Annotated in this window: 17 protein-coding genes; 14 read left to right on the top strand and 3 right to left on the bottom strand. The window is 56.6% G+C overall.

Translation table 11 applies throughout. From position 1 onward, the window contains the following. Window position 1 precedes the first annotated feature (1 nt). Genes G8S19_RS01230 through nikR form a run of 14 tightly spaced genes read left to right on the top strand, consistent with a single transcriptional unit; the run spans window position 2 to window position 12,515 of the window. A complete protein-coding gene (locus tag G8S19_RS01230) occupies window positions 2-583 on the top strand; it encodes a hypothetical protein (protein ID WP_048213597.1) in 582 nt (193 codons plus the stop codon). Then, window positions 580-1,941, top strand: coding sequence for an AMP-binding protein (locus tag G8S19_RS01225; protein ID WP_253685969.1), 1,362 nt, complete (start codon window positions 580-582; stop codon window positions 1,939-1,941). Before G8S19_RS01230 ends, G8S19_RS01225 begins: the two co-directional genes overlap by 4 nt. Then, window positions 1,928-2,281: a beta-hydroxyacyl-ACP dehydratase gene (locus tag G8S19_RS01220; protein WP_048213599.1), complete on the top strand. Its 354-nt coding sequence runs from the start codon at window positions 1,928-1,930 to the stop codon at window positions 2,279-2,281. The genes G8S19_RS01225 and G8S19_RS01220 overlap by 14 nt, the downstream gene beginning before the upstream one ends. Further along, a complete protein-coding gene (locus G8S19_RS01215) occupies window positions 2,272-3,963 on the top strand; it encodes a glycosyltransferase (protein ID WP_061068762.1) in 1,692 nt (563 codons plus the stop codon). Before G8S19_RS01220 ends, G8S19_RS01215 begins: the two co-directional genes overlap by 10 nt. Window positions 3,964-3,966: 3 nt before the next feature. After that, complete coding sequence (locus tag G8S19_RS01210; protein ID WP_137346470.1) at window positions 3,967-4,389, top strand: thioesterase family protein; 423 nt, start codon at window positions 3,967-3,969, stop codon at window positions 4,387-4,389. Further along, a complete protein-coding gene (locus G8S19_RS01205; protein ID WP_048213602.1) occupies window positions 4,386-4,991 on the top strand; it encodes an outer membrane lipoprotein carrier protein LolA in 606 nt (201 codons plus the stop codon). Before G8S19_RS01210 ends, G8S19_RS01205 begins: the two co-directional genes overlap by 4 nt. Beyond that, window positions 4,960-7,278: an MMPL family transporter gene (locus tag G8S19_RS01200; RefSeq protein WP_253685967.1), complete on the top strand. Its 2,319-nt coding sequence runs from the start codon at window positions 4,960-4,962 to the stop codon at window positions 7,276-7,278. The genes G8S19_RS01205 and G8S19_RS01200 overlap by 32 nt, the downstream gene beginning before the upstream one ends. Continuing rightward, window positions 7,275-7,886 carry a DUF3261 domain-containing protein gene (locus G8S19_RS01195; protein WP_071887398.1) on the top strand — a complete coding sequence of 204 codons (612 nt, stop codon included), beginning with the start codon at window positions 7,275-7,277 and terminating at the stop codon, window positions 7,884-7,886. Before G8S19_RS01200 ends, G8S19_RS01195 begins: the two co-directional genes overlap by 4 nt. Before the next feature lies 1 nt (window position 7,887). Then, entirely contained in the window at window positions 7,888-9,057 is a 1,170-nt protein-coding gene (locus G8S19_RS01190) for a beta-ketoacyl-[acyl-carrier-protein] synthase family protein (RefSeq protein ID WP_124021974.1), read from the top strand. Further along, window positions 9,054-9,530, top strand: coding sequence for a 3-hydroxy-fatty acyl-ACP dehydratase (locus G8S19_RS01185; RefSeq protein ID WP_048213605.1), 477 nt, complete (start codon window positions 9,054-9,056; stop codon window positions 9,528-9,530). Before G8S19_RS01190 ends, G8S19_RS01185 begins: the two co-directional genes overlap by 4 nt. Continuing rightward, window positions 9,527-10,258, top strand: a complete 732-nt coding sequence (locus G8S19_RS01180; protein WP_048213606.1) for a 3-ketoacyl-ACP reductase FabG2 — start codon at window positions 9,527-9,529, stop codon at window positions 10,256-10,258. The genes G8S19_RS01185 and G8S19_RS01180 overlap by 4 nt, the downstream gene beginning before the upstream one ends. Then, window positions 10,255-11,484, top strand: coding sequence for a beta-ketoacyl-ACP synthase (locus tag G8S19_RS01175; RefSeq protein WP_048213607.1), 1,230 nt, complete (start codon window positions 10,255-10,257; stop codon window positions 11,482-11,484). Before G8S19_RS01180 ends, G8S19_RS01175 begins: the two co-directional genes overlap by 4 nt. Window position 11,485: 1 nt before the next feature. Continuing rightward, the gene (gene acpT / locus G8S19_RS01170) at window positions 11,486-12,064 is read left to right on the top strand and encodes a 4'-phosphopantetheinyl transferase AcpT (protein ID WP_048213608.1); all 579 of its coding nucleotides are present in this window, start codon (window positions 11,486-11,488) and stop codon (window positions 12,062-12,064) included. Window positions 12,065-12,113: 49 nt separating this feature from the next. Further along, window positions 12,114-12,515 carry a nickel-responsive transcriptional regulator NikR gene (gene nikR / locus G8S19_RS01165; RefSeq protein ID WP_005121550.1) on the top strand — a complete coding sequence of 134 codons (402 nt, stop codon included), beginning with the start codon at window positions 12,114-12,116 and terminating at the stop codon, window positions 12,513-12,515. Between the two features lie 97 nt (window positions 12,516-12,612). On the opposite strand, the gene G8S19_RS01160 is transcribed toward nikR, so the two are convergent. From G8S19_RS01160 to G8S19_RS01150, 3 genes are read right to left on the bottom strand one after another with little or no spacing between them, the layout of a single operon-like run. After that, window positions 12,613-13,737 (bottom strand): ABC transporter permease, encoded by a 1,125-nt coding sequence (locus G8S19_RS01160; RefSeq protein WP_048213609.1) that lies wholly within the window; start codon window positions 13,735-13,737, stop codon window positions 12,613-12,615. After that, window positions 13,737-16,484, bottom strand: coding sequence for a ribosome-associated ATPase/putative transporter RbbA (rbbA, locus tag G8S19_RS01155; RefSeq protein WP_253685965.1), 2,748 nt, complete (start codon window positions 16,482-16,484; stop codon window positions 13,737-13,739). The genes G8S19_RS01160 and rbbA overlap by 1 nt, the downstream gene beginning before the upstream one ends. After that, a complete protein-coding gene (locus tag G8S19_RS01150) occupies window positions 16,481-17,548 on the bottom strand; it encodes an HlyD family secretion protein (RefSeq protein ID WP_253685963.1) in 1,068 nt (355 codons plus the stop codon). Before G8S19_RS01150 ends, rbbA begins: the two co-directional genes overlap by 4 nt. Between the last annotated feature and the right edge of the window lie 252 nt (window positions 17,549-17,800).

The raw sequence follows: 17,800 nt of genomic DNA, 5'->3' as shown, positions 1-17,800 counted from the left end.
CGTGTCGGGCACTCGCTCGCTGCCAGTCGTACAACTGCTAACAGGCCTACTGTTGTTGGCCTGGCCGTTTTTGATCTGGTTTGGCCTTGCGCATAACAGTCTGCACTGGTTGCTACCGTTGATGGCGCTACTCCTTTTTTTACGCTTTCGCCAGACCCGGCGACAGGCGGGGCCGTTGCGCGTTGTAACACAGGTCGTGGCGGTTGCGGGTATCACGTTGTGCATTGCCAGTTATCTGCTCAAAACACATCAGTTGCTGCTGTTTTATCCGGTAGTGGTAAACGCCGTGATGCTGTCGGTTTTTGGCGGATCGCTTTGGTCCGCGATGCCCATTGTTGAACGCCTGGCGCGGCTGCGCGACCCAAATCTGCCCGAGGCAGGAGTACGCTACACACGCCGTGTGACACAAATCTGGTGCGCCTTTTTCATCATCAACGGCAGCGTTGCGCTCTTTACCGCACTGAATGGCGATATGACCCTGTGGACGACCTGGAACGGTATGGTTTCCTATTTACTGATGGGAACATTGATGGCCGGCGAGTGGTTAGTTCGCCAACTGGTGATAAAACGAGATACCCAATGAAGCAGCCCCTCACACTTGCGCAATGGCTCTGTGACCCACGCCCGAACGACGTCCCTGTTGCGTGGCAGGAAGAGCATACCTGGACGCTGGGTCATCTGCGCCATGATGTGGCCCAGTTGATAACATACCTGCAGCAGCAGGAAGGTGAGCGCTGGGCATTGTGCTTCGAGAACAGCTATTTATTTATCGTCGCGCTGCTGGCCACGCTACATGCTGGCAAAACGCCGGTGATCCCAGGGCATTGTCGCGTTTCGTTGTTAAACGAGCAGCACAGGCTGTTTGACGGCGTACTGAGCGATAAAACGCTGGAGTGGCAGGGAACGCTACGGGTGGTCAGTTCTGCCATGACATCCGTGACCCACGACATCACGTTTCCGGCAATACGCAGCGACGCCTTTGTGGAGTTGTTCACTTCCGGTTCGACCGGCCAGCCGAAACGCGTGATCAAACCGATCGCTCGTCTGGATAGCGAAGCGGCATTGCTCGCGACGCGCTTTGCCGATCGTCTCGCAGGTTGCCGGGTGGTCGCGTCAGTGGTTCCGCAACATCTGTATGGTCTGACGTTTCGTATCTTCTTGCCGATGGCCTTAGGTCTGCCGCTGCACGCGGCAATGCTATGGTATGCCGAACAACTGGCGGCGCTGAGCCATGAGCATCGGTATGCGTTTATCAGCAGTCCGGCGTTTCTGAAACGCCTCGACCACCATCTGGCACCGCCGCCGGTCGAACTGATTCTGTCTGCGGGCGGTATGCTGCCCTGGCAGGACGTTGCACAGGCTGCTGACTGGCTGAATGTCTGGCCCGATGAGATCTACGGCAGCACTGAAACCGGGATCCTTGCGTGGCGTTATCGCCATCAAGATGATGTGGCATGGCGGCCTTTTCCCGGCGTCAGATTTCAGCCAGAAAATGACGCGTTTCGTGTATTTTCACCGCTAATTACCGCTGATGATGGCCTGTTGCTGGATGATATTCTGCAATTTACCGAAAATGGTCAGTTTCGCCTGATGGGCAGGCGCGGGCGAGTCGTCAAGATTGAAGAGAAACGCATTTCACTCAGCGAAGTGGAGCAACGCTTGCTGGCACTGGACGGTATCCGTGATGTCGCGGCATTGCCGGTCTCGCGCGGGGGACGCCAGGGTGTTGGCGTCCTGCTGGTACTGGATGACAAAACCCACCAACGCTGGCTCGCATGCGGAGGAAAACAGCAAGAACTGACCTGGCGACGTTCGCTGTTGCCCTGGCTGGAGCCGGTCGCCGTTCCCCGCTACTGGCGGGTGATTGATGAGATTCCGGTCAACAGTATGAACAAGCGTGTCTATGCGCAATTACAGGAGTTATTTCATGAAACCCCATGAAATCGAGCGCCATCAGGCACAGCCTCAACAGGCTGAGATTGTTTTACATCTCGACCCTTCGCTGTTTTGGTTCAGCGGGCATTTTGCCGTGCAGCCACTACTGCCAGGCGTTGCACAGCTGGATTGGGCGATGCATTACGCCACCACGTTGCTGGTCCCTGGCTGGCGTTTTCACAGTATTCAGAACGTGAAGTTCCAGTCACCGCTATTGCCTGGAACCACCATCACCCTGAGTCTGAGCTGGCAGGAAGAACGTCAGATACTCTCTTTTAGTTATCAGCGCCACGACGGTGAAGCGCGCCATACCGCCAGCAGCGGGAAGATTCGGTTATGTCGCTGACGTTTTCCCCGTGCGTGTTGATCCCCTGCTATAACCACGGCGCAATGATGTCGGGCGTATTGGATCGTCTTCAGCCATTCAATCTCCCCTGCATTGTGGTGGACGATGGCAGCGACAAGACCACACAAGATGAACTGGCACGCCTGGCGGCAGAATACGGCAATCTGACGTTAATTCGCCTGCCGGTCAACGCAGGCAAAGGCGCGGCGGTGATTAGCGGAATTCAGGCGGCGGCAGATGCCGGGTTCAGTCATGCCGTGCAGGTCGATGCCGACGGTCAGCATGCCATTGAAGATATTCCCAGACTACTTGCATTGGCAAAAGAACATCCGGCAGCGCTCATTTCCGGGCAACCGATTTACGATGATTCTGTCCCTCGCTCGCGCCTGTACGGACGCTGGGTAACCCACATCTGGGTGTGGATAGAAACGCTCTCGATGCAGCTAAAAGACAGCATGTGCGGCTTCCGGGTGTATCCGGTGACACCTACACTGCAACTGGCACAGCGCGTGACGCTCGGCAAACGGATGGATTTTGATACAGAAGTAATGGTGCGTCTCTACTGGCAAGGCAACCCCAGCTATTTTATCCCCACACGAGTCATCTATCCGCAGGACGGGCTATCCCATTTTGACGCGCTCAAAGACAATCTGCGCATTTCATTAATGCACACTCGCCTGTTTTTTGGCATGTTGCCACGCATCCCCTCCCTGCTTTTTCGTCGTTCATCAACACACTGGGCGCAGCAGCAGGAAGTCAAAGGGCTGTGGGGAATGCGTCTGATGTTGCTGGTCTGGCGTTTACTGGGTCGCAAAGCCTTCTCCCTGCTACTGTATCCGGTAGTCGGCGTTTACTGGCTCACCGCATCAACTGCCCGAAAAGCCTCTCAGAGCTGGATTCGCCGCGTACGGGCGCAACTGATCGCACGCCGGATGCCAGTACCGTCAAACCTGACCAGTTATCAGCATTTCCTGCGTTTTGGCGGCGCGATGCTGGATAAAATTGCCAGCTGGCGCGGTGAACTGCACCTCGGCCGCGATGTTGTTTTTGCACCAGGCGCAGAAGAGACGCTAAATGTCAGCGACCCGCGAGGAAAACTGCTGCTGGCCTCACATTTGGGCGATGTCGAAGCCTGTCGGGCACTCGCCCAGCTACAGGGCAGTAAAACAATCAATGCGCTGGTATTTAGCGATAACGCCCAACGCTTTAAAAAAATTATGGAAGAGATGGCCCCGCAGGCCGGGTTAAACCTGCTACCGGTGAACGATATTGGCCCGGATACCGCCATTCTGCTCAAAGAGAAACTGGATCGTGGCGAATGGATCGCCATCGTTGGCGATCGCATCGCAGTCACTACCCAACGTGGCGGCGAATGGCGTGTCTGCTGGAGCCGCTTTATGGGGCAAGTTGCGCCCTTCCCACAGGGCCCGTTCATTCTTGCGTCTATTTTACGCTGTCCGGTGGATCTGATTTTCGCCCTGCGCCAGCAGGAGAAACTACGCATCCACTGCGAACCATTTGCTGACCCTCTGCTCTTGCCGCGTGCCACCCGACAACAGGCATTACAGAATACCGTCGATCGCTACGCCGAACGCCTTGAGCACTATGCACTTCAGTCGCCACTCGACTGGTTTAACTTTTTCGATTTCTGGCAGTTGCCGGACACCAAAGACAAGGAGTAAAGGGTGCTTAACGATCCCCGCTTTACGGCTGAAGTCGAGCTGACTATTCCGTTTCACGACGTCGATATGATGGGTGTAGCGTGGCATGGCAACTACTTCCGCTATTTCGAGATTGCCCGCGAGGCACTGCTGAACCAATTCAATTACGGTTATCGGCAGATGAAAGCGTCCGGCTATTTGTGGCCCGTGGTCGACACCCGGGTGAAGTATCGCAACGCCCTGACTTTCGAGCAGCGTATCCGTGTGCGTGCCCGTATTAAAGAGTTCGAAAATCGCCTGCGTATCGACTACGACATTTTCGATGCTGAAACAGGAAAACGCGCCACAACGGGCTATACCATCCAGGTCGCCGTGGACGAAAAAAGCCGTGAGCTGTGCTTTGTCAGCCCGGATGTTTTGTTTGAACGAATGGGAGTGACGCCATGAAATTATGGCCATTGTTGGTGCTGCTCATCAGCCCTTTTGTCAGCGCCCTGACGCTTGATGACCTGCAACAGCGTTTTACCGAACAGCCGGTCGTTCGCGCCCATTTCGATCAAACCCGGACGATAAAAGATCTGCCGCAGCCGCTGCGGTCTCAGGGCAAAATGCTGATCGCCCGTGACCAGGGTCTGTTGTGGGACCAAACCGCGCCGTTCCCGATGCAACTGTTGCTTGATGATAAGCGGATGGTTCAGGTGATTAACGGTCAGCCACCGCAGACCATCACCGCCGAAAACAACCCGCAAATGTTCCAGTTCAATCATCTGCTACGTGCATTATTCCAGGCGGATCGTAAGGTGCTGGAGCAAAACTTCCGCGTGACCTTTACCGACGTAGGGGAGGGGCGCTGGACGTTACGCCTGACGCCAATCACCACGCCACTGGATAAGATTTTCGCGACGATTGATTTAGCCGGCAAGACCTACCTGGAGAGCATTCAGCTCAATGACAAGCAGGGCGATCGCACCGATATCGCGCTTTCCCAACACCAACTGACGCCAGCGCAACTGACCGATGATGAACGCCAACGCTTTGCCGCCCAGTAAACGTCCCGCGCTGTTATGGGGGCTCGCCTGCCTGATTATGCTGGGCGTCTTGTTGACGCTACTCCCGCAGGCCAGGCTCAATAGCAGCGTGCTGGCCATGCTGCCAAAACAGGCAATGGGCGACATTCCCCCGAGCCTGAACGAAGGCTTTATGCAGCGCCTCGACCGGCAACTGGTCTGGCTGGTGAGTTCCGGTAAGCAACCGGACCCGTCGGCGGCGCAAGACTGGCTGACGCTGCTGCAAAAATCGCACGCGCTGGCCCAGGTGAAAGGCCCGATGGACGCCGACAGCCAGCAGGCATGGGGGGCTTTCTTCTGGAAACACCGTAACGGCCTGATAGATAACGATACCCGCGCTCGTCTGCAAAACGGCGGCGAAGCCCAGGCCCAGTGGATCCTGTCCCAGCTTTACTCCGCATTCTCCGGTGTCAGCGGCAAAGAGTTGCAAAACGATCCCCTCATGCTGATGCGCGGCTCGCAGTTGGCCATGGCCAAAAATGGCCAGCGTTTACGCCTGATGGACGGCTGGCTGGTCACTCAGGACGAGCAAGGCAACTACTGGTATCTGTTACATGGCGAGCTGACCGGCTCATCGTTTGATATGCAACAGACGCACCAATTGGTCACCACGCTGAATACGCTGGAAGGTGAGTTCAAAGCCCACTATCCGCAGGCACAATTACTGTCTCGCGGAACGCTGTTCTACAGCGATTACGCCAGCCAGCAGGCGAAACAGGATATCTCGACCCTCGGCATAGCGACCGTGATCGGGGTGATCCTGCTCATCGTGGCCGTGTTTCGTTCGCTGCGTCCGCTGCTGCTGTGCCTGATTTCGATTGGTATTGGCGCGCTGGCGGGAACCGTCGTCACGTTGCTGATTTTTGGCGAACTCCATCTGATGACGCTGGTGATGAGCATGAGCATCATCGGTATTTCCGCCGATTATACGCTCTACTATTTGACCGAGCGGATGGTGCACGGTGCAGAAACATCGCCATGGCAAAGCCTTGCCAAAGTACGCAATGCCCTGCTCCTGGCACTGCTCACTACCGTGGCGGCTTATCTGATTATGATGCTGGCCCCCTTCCCCGGTATTCGCCAGATGGCGGTATTCGCGGCGGTGGGTCTGAGTGCCTCGTGCCTGACGGTCATTTTCTGGCACCCATGGTTGTGTCACAGGTTGCCGGTGCGCCCGGTTCCGGCAATGGTACTCATGCTACGCTGGCTTGCCGCCTGGCGGCGGAATAAGAAATTATCCGTTGGCCTACCGGTGGCGCTCGCGTTGTTCTCGTTGGCAGGCATGGCAACGCTACGCGTAGACGATGATATCTCCCAGTTACAGGCGCTGCCGCAGGACATTCTCGCTCAGGAAAAAGCAATTACCGCCCTGACCGGGCAAAGCGTCGACCAGAAGTGGTTTGTCGTGTACGGCAAATCCGCTCAACAAACGCTGGAGCGACTGGAAGCCTTTACTCCCGCGCTGGAAGATGCAAAAAAAGACGGATTACTCAGCGGATATCGCACTATTCCGTTAAATTCGCTCGCCCGGCAGCAGCAGGATCTCACCCTGTTAAAAGATGCCGCGCCCGCCGTCACAAAAGCCTTAAACAGCGCCGGGCTGACAACGGTGAAACCCGATCTTAGCGCTATGCCGGTCACCGTCGATGCCTGGCTTTCCAGCCCGGCCAGTGAAGGCTGGCGCTTACTGTGGCTGTCGCTGGCAGACGGTGAAAGCAGCGTGCTGGTTCCCGTTGAAGGGGTGAAACAAAGTGATGCTTTAAACACGCTCAGCACGAAATATTCCGGCGTTGCGTGGGTGGATCGTAAGAGCAGCTTTGACACTCTGTTTGCGCTGTATCGCCATATTCTGACGGGCTTGCTATGCGTTGCGCTGGCAGTAATTGCCTGTGGCGCCGTCATTCGACTTGGCTGGCGTAAAGGCTTTATTAGCCTGGTCCCCTCGGTGCTGTCTTTAGGTTGTGGTCTGGCGGTACTGGCTCTGAGTGGGCACGCGCTCAACCTGTTCTCGCTGCTGGCACTGGTGCTGGTGCTGGGGATTGGCATTAACTACACGCTGTTTTTCAGTAATCCACGCGGTACGCCACTAACGTCGCTACTGGCTATCACACTGGCGATGATGACTACGCTCCTGACGCTCGGCATGCTGGTCTTTAGCGCCACTCAGGCAATCAGCAGTTTTGGCATTGTATTGGTGAGCGGTATTTTCACTGCATTTTTGCTGTCACCGCTGGCGATGCCAACGAAAAGAGAGAAGAAAAAAAGATGATGTTATCGACATTTTTTGCCGGGTGGCGGATTCGCCTTATCAGGCCGTTAATGATAGCGCTCGCCGCACTGATTCTTGCCGGTTGCAGCCACACACAGCCGGAACAGCAAGGCCGCCCGCAAGCCTGGTTAGAGCCGGGAACACGTGTGACGCTACCTGCTCCGGGGATTTCTCCCGCGGTGAATTCACAACAGCTGCTGACCGGAAGTTTTAACGGCAAAACGCAGTCGCTGTTGGTCATGCTTAATGCTGATGATAAGAAAATCACACTGGCCGGGTTGTCATCAGTTGGCATTCGCCTGTTCCTCGTGACTTACGATGAAAAAGGATTGCACACCGAACAATCGATCATCGTTCCGCAACTGCCGCCCGCAAGCCAGGTGCTGGCTGACGTGATGCTTAGTCATTGGCCAATTAGCGCCTGGCAACCGCAATTACCTCAAGGCTGGACGCTCGTCGATACGGGCGATACACGTGAACTGCGCAATAGCCGCGGCAAACTGGTCACGGAAATCACGTATCTGAATCGCAAAGGAAAACGCGAACCGATCAGCATTGAGCAGCACGTATTTAAATACCACATCACCATTCAATACCTGGGTGACTGAGATGATCTACATTTCTGCCGTTGGCATGATTAACGCGTTGGGCAATAACACCGATGAAATCGCCGCCAACCTCACACGTGGCATAGCGCCGGGAATGCGTCCGCGCGCGAACTGGCTACAAGGACATCCACCCGCCGTATTAGCAGGCGTTGACGGTGATCTGCCCGCGATCCCTCAGCAATTTAGCGCACATCGTTCGCGCAATAACCAGCTACTGCTGGCTGCACTGGCACAAATCCAGCCACAGGTAGACGACGCTATCGCCCGGTTTGGCCGCGATCGTATTGCTGTCGTTCTCGGCACCAGCACCTCCGGTCTGAATGAAGGTGACGTTCACGTTGATCTGATGCTCAACGACAAAGAGAGCACCGACTGGCGCTACCCGCAGCAGGAACTGGGCGATCCATCGCGTTTTCTTAGCCACTGGCTGGCGCTGGATGGCCCGGCCTTTACGCTCTCAACCGCCTGCTCGTCCAGTGCACGGGCTATCATGAGCGGGCGTCGCTTAATCGAATCTGGTCTGGTGGATATTGCCATTGTCGGGGGTGCCGATACGCTAAGTCGGATGCCCATCAACGGTTTCCACAGTCTGGAATCGCTCTCCCCAACGCGATGTCAGCCGTTTGGCCGCGACCGCAGTGGGATCACCATCGGCGAAGGCGCCGCATTGATGGTATTAACCCGCGAGCCACAGCCCATTGCGCTGCTGGGTGTCGGCGAATCCAGCGATGCATACCATATTTCGGCTCCCCACCCGCAGGGAGAAGGTGCCATTCGCGCCATAGGCCAGGCACTTAACGACGCAGGAATGACACCGGAACACGTGGGCTATATCAATCTGCACGGAACGGCCACTCCGCTCAACGATCAGATTGAGTCCAACGTCGTAAGCACGCTATTTGGCGACACGGTCCCATGCAGTTCAACCAAACACCTGACCGGGCACACGCTGGGCGCGGCGGGGATCACCGAAGCAGCAATCAGTATGCTGATTCTGCAACGCAACCTGCCCCTGCCACCGCAGGATTTTAGCCAGTCGCCGCGCGATGAAACATTGCCACCCTGCGGCATCATTGAACAACCGCAGCCGCTGACTCGCCCGGTAATCTTATCTAACTCGTTCGCCTTCGGCGGTAATAATGCCAGCATCCTGCTCGGGAGAATCTCATGAGCCACTATTTATCACCGGGCGATTATTTACCGCATGACGCGCCGATGCTGCTCCTTGAAGAGGTCGTCAGTGTGGCGGACGAAACCGCCACCTGCCACGTGACGGTATCGGCAAACAGCGTACTGGCCCCTTTCCTCGACCCCGATGGCAATCTGCCCGGCTGGTTCGCACTGGAATTAATGGCGCAGACCATTGGCGTCTGGTCTGGCTGGCACCGACAGCAACACGGTCAGGCGAGTATTGCATTAGGTATGGTGCTGGGCGCACGCGAGTTAGTCTGTGCTGCGGGTGTTCTGCCTGCCGGAAAGCGGCTGAGCATTCATGTCAAATTGCTGATGCAGGATGCACGATTCGGTAGCTTTGAATGCGTCATTCAGGCAGACAACAAGACGCTGGCAACCGGTCGCGTCAACACCTTCCAGCCGACAACAGAAGAAATTAACACGCTATTTCAACAAGGAGCGTCCACATGAGTCGTTCAGTTTTAGTTACGGGTGCCAGCAAAGGTATCGGTCGCGCCATCGCCAGACAACTGGCGGCAGACGGCTTTGTGGTCGGCGTGCACTATCATCGCGATGCACAAGGTGCACAAGACACGCTGGAGGCTATCCTCGCCGCTGGCGGCGCAGGGCGTCTGTTGACGTTTGACGTTGCCAATCGCGAGCAATGCCGTGAAGTACTGGAGCACGATATTGAGGTTAACGGCGCATGGTACGGCATTGTCAGCAACGCCGGGGTAACGCGTGATGCCGCCTTCCCTGCGCTCAGCGATAACGACTGGGATGCGGTGATCCACACTAACCTCGACAGCTTTTACAACGTCATTCATCCGTGCATTATGCCGATGATTAGCGCACGCCAGGGGGGTCGTATCATCACACTGTCTTCGGTATCCGGCGTGATGGGCAACCGCGGTCAGGTTAATTACAGTGCAGCAAAAGCCGGTATTATTGGCGCCACCAAAGCGCTGGCCATCGAACTGGCAAAACGCAAAATTACCGTAAACTGTATTGCACCAGGACTGATTGATACCGGGATGATCGAGATGGAAGAAGCCGCATTGAAAGAGGCGATGTCGATGATCCCCATGAAACGGATAGGTCAGGCTGAAGAAGTGGCCGGGCTTGCCAGTTATTTAATGTCGGATGTGGCGGGCTATGTCACTCGCCAGGTGATTTCCATCAATGGAGGGATGTTATGACACGTCGTGTCGTGATTACAGGCATGGGCGGCGTCACCGCCTTTGGGGAAAACTGGCAGGATGTCTCAGCCAGGCTATTGGCGTATGAAAATGCGGTACGCAAAATGCCGGAGTGGCAGGTTTATGACGGACTGCACACGCTGTTGGGTGCGCCGATCGATAACTTCACTCTGCCGGAACACTATACCCGCAAGCGCATTCGCGCCATGGGTCGCGTGTCGCTGATGTCCACTCGCGCATCAGAACTGGCGTTAGAACAAGCCGGACTGATTGGCGATCGGGTACTGACCAACGGTGAAACCGGAATAGCATACGGTTCCTCCACAGGCAGCACCGGGCCGGTGAGTGAGTTCGCGACCATGCTGACCGAGAAGCACACCAATAACATCACCGGCACGACCTACGTGCAAATGATGCCGCACACCACGGCTGTTAACACTGGATTGTTTTTCGGCCTGCGTGGGCGAGTCATCCCGACATCCAGCGCCTGCACCTCCGGTAGCCAGGCAATTGGTTACGCATGGGAAGCCATCCGACACGGTTATCAAACGGTGATGGTTGCCGGCGGTGCAGAAGAACTGTGCCCTTCCGAAGCCGCCGTATTTGATACGCTGTTCGCCACCAGCCAGCGCAACGACGAACCGAAAACCACCCCCTCCCCATTCGATGAAAAACGCGATGGTCTGGTCATCGGGGAAGGTGCTGGTACGCTGGTGCTGGAAGAGTTGGAACACGCTAAAGCGCGCGGAGCAACGATTTACGGTGAAATCGTCGGCTTTGCCACTAACTGCGATGCTGCCCATATCACCCAGCCACAGCGTGAGACAATGCAGATTTGCATGGAAAAATCGCTGAGCATGGCCGGTATTAGCGCCCGGGATATCGGCTATATTTCAGCGCACGGTACCGCTACCGATCGTGGCGATATTGCAGAAAGTCAGGCGACTGCCGCAATTTATGGTGATAATGTGCCGCTATCCTCGCTTAAAAGCTATTTTGGGCATACCCTTGGCGCTTGTGGCGCACTGGAGGCCTGGATGAGTCTGCAAATGATGCGTGAAGGCTGGTTTGCGCCTACGCTGAATTTGAGTCAGCCAGATGCCAATTGTGGCGCGCTGGATTACATTATGGGTGAAGCCCGCAAGATTGATTGCGAGTTTTTGCAGAGCAATAACTTTGCGTTTGGCGGCATCAATACTTCTATCATCATCAAACGTTGGCCGTGATATGTACCGGATCGTTCTAGGGAAAGTTTCTGATTTAAGCACCGGCGTGCTGCCTCATGCGCTCTATGAGCAGGCACCGCAGGGTGCTCGCCGCGCACGCTGGTTGGCTGGCCGCGTGCTGCTTTCCCATGCCCTTTCCCCATTGCCTGATATCGTCTACGGCGAGCAAGGAAAACCGGCCTTTTCGGCCGACACGCCGCTGTGGTTCAATCTTAGCCACAGCGGTGATGACATTGCTCTGCTGCTTAGCGACGAAGGGGAAGTGGGCTGCGATATTGAAGTCGTGCGCCCGCGCGAAAACTGGAAGACGCTGGCGAATACGGTGTTCAGTCTTGGGGAACATGCCGAAATCGAAGCAGAACATCCGGAACACCAACTGGCGGCTTTCTGGCGCATCTGGACGCGCAAAGAAGCCATCGTTAAGCAGCGTGGCGGCAGCGCCTGGCAAATTGTCAGCGTCGATAGCACTACACTGACATCCTCGCTCTCCGTTAGCCAGTGCCAGCTCGAAACCCTGAGTCTGGCCGTGTGCACGCCAACGCCATTTACCCTGACAGCCGACGCCGTGCAGAGGCTGTAACTCCCGCATTCCCTGTGCGCCGACGCGCGACATGAAAGGTTAACTGCAGATGCAACGAGTCACCATTACTCTCGATGACGATTTACTGGAAACGCTGGATAGCCTGAGCCAGCGCCGTGGTTACAACAACCGTTCTGAAGCGATTCGCGATATTTTGCGTGGTGCGCTGGCGCAGGAAACGACCCAGGAGCATGGCACTCAGGGCTTCGCGGTACTCTCGTATGTTTATGAACATGAGAAGCGTGATTTGGCCAGCCGCATTGTTTCGACGCAGCACCATCACCATGATTTATCGGTCGCTACGCTACACGTTCACATCAACCATGACGACTGCCTGGAAATCGCCGTACTAAAAGGCGACATGGGCGATGTTCAGCATTTTGCCGATGATGTGATTTCCCAGCGCGGAGTGCGCCACGGTCATTTGCAGTGCCTGCCGAAAGAAGAGTAATTACCTGTTTCGTTGCCGGGGGCGCTTCGCTTACCCGGCCTACACCCGTTCTCGTTTGTAGGCCGGATAAGGCGTAGCCGCCATCCGGCAATAATGTTCACGCCATCGTGCCAATCGTCTTTCTAAAGCGCAGCAGCGCTATCAGGAAGAACGCACTGCCAATCGCCAGCAACGTCAGAAACTGCGGCCAGACGATGCCGAACCCTGCGCCACGATAAAGAATCGCCTGCGCCAGGCTGACAAAGTGGGTGGTCGGCATCGTCAGCATGATGTCCTGTACGGCCTGCGGCATGCTTTCACGCGGCGTAGAGCCGCCGGAGAGCATCTGTAACGGCAACAGCACCAGAATCATCAGCAATCCCAGTTGCGGCATGGAGCGCGCCAGCGTGCCCATAAAAATACCGATCGAGGTGGTCGCGAACAGGCTCAGCGCCACGCCCAGCATAAACAGCGGTATCGAACCTTCAATGGGTACGCCAAGCACACCTTTTACCATCAGCATCAGCGATAAACCGGAAACCACCAGCACCACCAGCCCCATCGACCAGATTTTTGCCATCATGATCTCAAACGGCGTTACCGGCATCACCAGCAGATGCTCAATGGTCCCGTGCTCACGTTCGCGAATTAGCGCCGAGCCGGTGAGCACAATCGCCAGCATGGTAATGTTGTTGATGATTGCCATCACCGCGCCAAAACGGGCAGGTTCCAGATTGGGGTTAAAGCGCATGCGCATTTCCAGCGCCACCGGCGGCTCACTGTTGTCACGGTAACGCGCCACAAAGCTGTTCACCTCGCCGCTGATGATATTCTGGATATAGCTGTTGCCGGTAAAGGCCTGGCTCATCCGCGTGGCATCGACGTTAACCTGAATATCCGGCTGTCTTCCTGCCAGCACATCGCGCTGAAAATCAGGCGGAATGTTCACGGCGAAGGTGTAGCGTCCGGCATCCAGCCCGGCATCCATCTCATCGGCGGTGATCATCTCCGGCGGTAAAAACCACGGGCGATAAAAGCTGTTCACAATCCGATTCGACAGCTGTGACTGGTCCATATCGGCAATAGCAATCGGCGCCAGATGCAGCGAACCCGGCAGGACGGTCGCGGAAGAATAAACCGAAATCGTGAAGGCAAAGACGATCAGCGTCAGCATCGCTTTGTCGCCCAGCAGGCTGCGTAACTCTTTGATGCCGAGGTTATAAATATTGCGTAATCGGCGCATCACCCCTCCTGTTTTTTCAGCAGTAATACGCTCAGACCGATCACCACCGGAATGGCGATTGCCAGCGGCATAAACAGCTGCCAGAGATCCGTCAGATCCAACGCTTTAGAGAACGTTCCACGCGCAATGGTCAAAAAATGACTGGTCGGGTAGATTTCGCCAATCCAGCGGCCCGGCCCTTCGAGCGAGGCGACCGGATCGATCATCCCGGAAAACTGCGTCGCCGGGATAAGCGTGATAATCGCCGTACCAAAAATGGCGGCGATCTGGCTTTTCATAAACGTGGAGATTAACAGCCCCAGCCCGGTGGCAATGGTGACGTACAGCAGCGCGGCCAGCGTCAGGGTCATAAAGCTGCCCTTATGCGGCACGCCGAACACAAACACCGACAGCGCGCACAGCAGCAGAAAGTTCAGCATGCCCAGCACGATGTAAGGCAACTGTTTGCCGAGCAAAAACTCACTGCGGGTCGTGGGCGTGACGTACAGGTTGATAATCGATCCGAGCTCTTTCTCGCGCACTACGCTGAGTGCGCTGAGCATGGAAGGGATCATCATCAACAGCAGTGGGATAACCGCCGGAACAATCGCCGGCAGACTCTTTACATCCGGGTTGTAACGATAGCGAGTTTCAATGGTCATCAGCCCGTTTTGCCCACTGGCATTGGGCTGACGCGCCATCACATCCTGCAGCCAGGTCTGGTGCATCGCCTGCACGTAACCTCTGACCGTTTCAGCGCGGCTCGGCATTGCGCCATCGACCCAGACGCCAATCTTCACCGGCGTGCCACGCGCGATATCGCGGCCAAAGTTTGGCGGGATCTCTATTGCTACCGCCACTTCACCCGAACGCATTCGCTTGTCCAGCTCGTCATAACTGGTGAGCGGCGGCTGTTCGATAAAATAGCGCGATCCCGCCAGATTCAGCGTCCACGCCTGGCTGCTGACTGTCTGGTCACGATCGAGCACCGAAAAACGCAGGTTTTCCACGTCCATGCTGATGCCGTAGCCCATGATCAGCATCAGGATCACCGTCCCCATCAGCGCCAGCGTTGAACGCACCGGGTCCCGCCGCAGCTCCAGCGCTTCACGGCGGCTGTAGCTGAACAAGCGCCGCAGGCTAAAGCCCTGCCGCGGCGGCTGACTGTTTTCATGCGCTATCGGAACATTGGCTGGCGCTAACTGAGCTTCCGGTGCCGGGCCTGCCGCTTCCTGTAACCAGGAGATAAACGCCTCTTCCAGGCTGGCGGCACCACGCTGTTTCACCAGCTCCTGCGGCGTGCCGCTGGCGAGTACTTTTCCGGCGTGCATCAGCGACATACGGTCGCAGCGCTCCGCTTCATTCATAAAGTGGGTGGAGATAAAAATGGTGACTTTATCCTGACGCGACAGATCGACCATCAGTTGCCAGAACATGTCCCTCGCCACCGGATCGACCCCGGAGGTCGGCTCATCAAGAATGAGCATTTCAGGGCGATGGATCACCGCCACCGCCAGCGACAGGCGTTGACGGATCCCCAACGGCAGCGCACCGGGCAACGTGTCTTCGACATCGGTCAGCGAAAAGCGCTCGCTCATCTCTTGTACCCGCCCGGGGATTTCCGCTTCGGGGATATGGAACAGTCGCGCGTGTAGCTCAAGGTTTTGCCGCACGGTCAGCTCGCTGTAGAGCGAAAACGCCTGCGACATATAGCCTACCCGGCGGCGGGTATCGATATTCTTCGGGTCAACCGCTTGCCCAAACAGCCACGCCTCACCTTCGCTTGCGGGTAGCAGACCGGTGAGCATCTTCATGGTGGTGGATTTACCGCAGCCGTTGGAGCCGAGAAAGCCGAAGATCTCCCCGCGGGGAATACGAAAGTTAACGTGGTCAACGGCGACAAACTTGCCGAAGCGCATGGTCAGGTCTTTCGCCTCAATGGCAATCTCTTCCTGCTCAGCGTGATACGGCGGGATCACCACCGGTTTGTGCGCCTGACGCTGCGCTTCAGGTAACAACGCAATAAACGCCTGCTCCAGCGTGGCGCTGTTGGTTTGTTCTCGTAGCTGCTGGGCGCTGCCGGTGGCCAATACCTCACCCGCGTTCATCGCCACCAGCCAGTCAAAGCGCTCGGCTTCTTCCATATAGGCGGTGGCGACCAGCACGCTCATATTGGTCTGACGCTGGCGAATGCTGTTAATCAGATCCCAGAACTGGGCGCGGGACAGCGGGTCTACCCCGGTGGTGGGTTCATCAAGAATGAGCAATTCCGGGTCGTGGATTAACGCGCAGCACAGCCCCAGCTTTTGCTTCATCCCACCCGAGAGTTTCCCGGCAGGACGATCGCGAAACGGCGCCAGTCCGGTGCTGTTCAGTAGCTCGGTAATCCGCGCTTCGCGTTCCGCTTTGTCATGACCAAACAGCCGGGCAAAGAAGTCGACGTTCTCATACACCGACAGCGTGTGGTACAGGTTTTTACCCAGCCCTTGCGGCATCCAGGCAATACGCGGGCAGACATCACGACGATGCTTCGGGTCGCGCATATCGCCACCCAGCACCATCACGTTGCCCTGTTCAATCACCCGCGCACCGGAAATAAGCGACAGCAGGCTCGATTTTCCGACGCCATCCGGGCCAATCAGCCCCACCATGCAGCGGGCGGGGATATCCAGCGTGATATTGTTCAGCGCGACCGTTGTCCCGTAATGCTGACTCACGCCGTCAAGGTGCGCCACGGGAGGAACGGGAACCAGCGCCAGATGCGTCATTGCGGCAACCTCACCACCAGGTCGTCAGGCCAGGGGCGATTTTCATCCAGACGCACCCAGGCCATGCCCGGCAGACCGGTTTTCACGTACTCCAGATGCTGCTGCAACAGCTCTGGTGGAATACGCGCTTTGACGCGAAACATCAGCTTCAGCCGTTCATCACTGGTTTCGACCGTTTTCGGCGTGAACTGCGCCACGCTAGCCACAAAGCTAATGGTCGCCGGAATACGCAGATCCGGCGCGGCATCCAGCACCAGGCGAGCTTCACCGCCAATCTTCAGCAGGCCAGCCTGTTCGGTCGGCAAGAAGAATGTCATGTAGACATCGCTGAGATCGACCATATTCAGCACGCGCCCGCCCGCAGAAAGCACCTCGCCCGGTTCGGCGACACGGTACTGCACGCGACCATCGCGCGGGGCTTTCAGCTCGCTGTCATCGATATCTGCCGCAATGCGTCGTTCGGTGGCCTGCGCGGCTTCCACGCGGGTTTGCGCCTGAATAATGCTGGTACGGGCGGCTTCGATCGCGGCTTTTGCCGCAGAGACCTGCGCCCTTGCAGATTCCAGCGCCGCGCGCGCACTTTCTGCCGCAGCCCTGTCGTCATCCAGCTGTTGCTCAGACACCGCACCACGTTGGGACAGTGAACGGGAGCGCACGTGACGTTTAGAGACCGACTGCAGTTCCGCCTCGCGCTGTTTTACCACCGACTGCGCGGCGCGCATTTCACTTTGCCGTTGTTCCAGCAACGCCCGTGCCGCCGCAACCGCACTTTCCGCTTCTTTGATTTGCGCGACCGCTTCCAGCCGCTGCTCGTGCAGCACGCGGGTATCCATTTTCGCCAGCACCTCGCCCTGACGGACAAACTGCCCTTCCGATACGAGGATCGTATCAATACGTCCGGCAATTTTGGTGGCAATATCCACTTCAGTGGCTTCAATTCTGCCGTTGCTGGCGGCAAACCCTTCCGGTATCCCCGCAGGACGCAACATCCACCATGCTATTGCAGCAACCACTACCACAATACCCGCGCCCCACCACACCAGATGACGCTTAATCTTATCCATATTCGACCCGCCGTAATCCCTGTTATCAAACGATGCGTGTCACAAAACCCACTGAACTGCTATTCAGTGAGAGATTCCATCCGGGATGAGAAGGAATGATAAACGATGGCCAAAGAGCGGACAGGCGTTATAGCAACGCATACCGCGAAGGAAGTGAATGACGAAAATGCTGTGAAATCGGGTAGTAATGTTGTCATCATCAGCGTTCCTGGCCGGAAATGAAACACGCATACTCATAACTGCTATCTATTG

The sequence above is a fragment of the Citrobacter sp. SX206 genome, assembly GCF_024181025.1.
Classification (GTDB): domain Bacteria; phylum Pseudomonadota; class Gammaproteobacteria; order Enterobacterales; family Enterobacteriaceae; genus Citrobacter; species Citrobacter youngae.
This window is presented reverse-complemented; position numbering and strand designations above follow the sequence as displayed.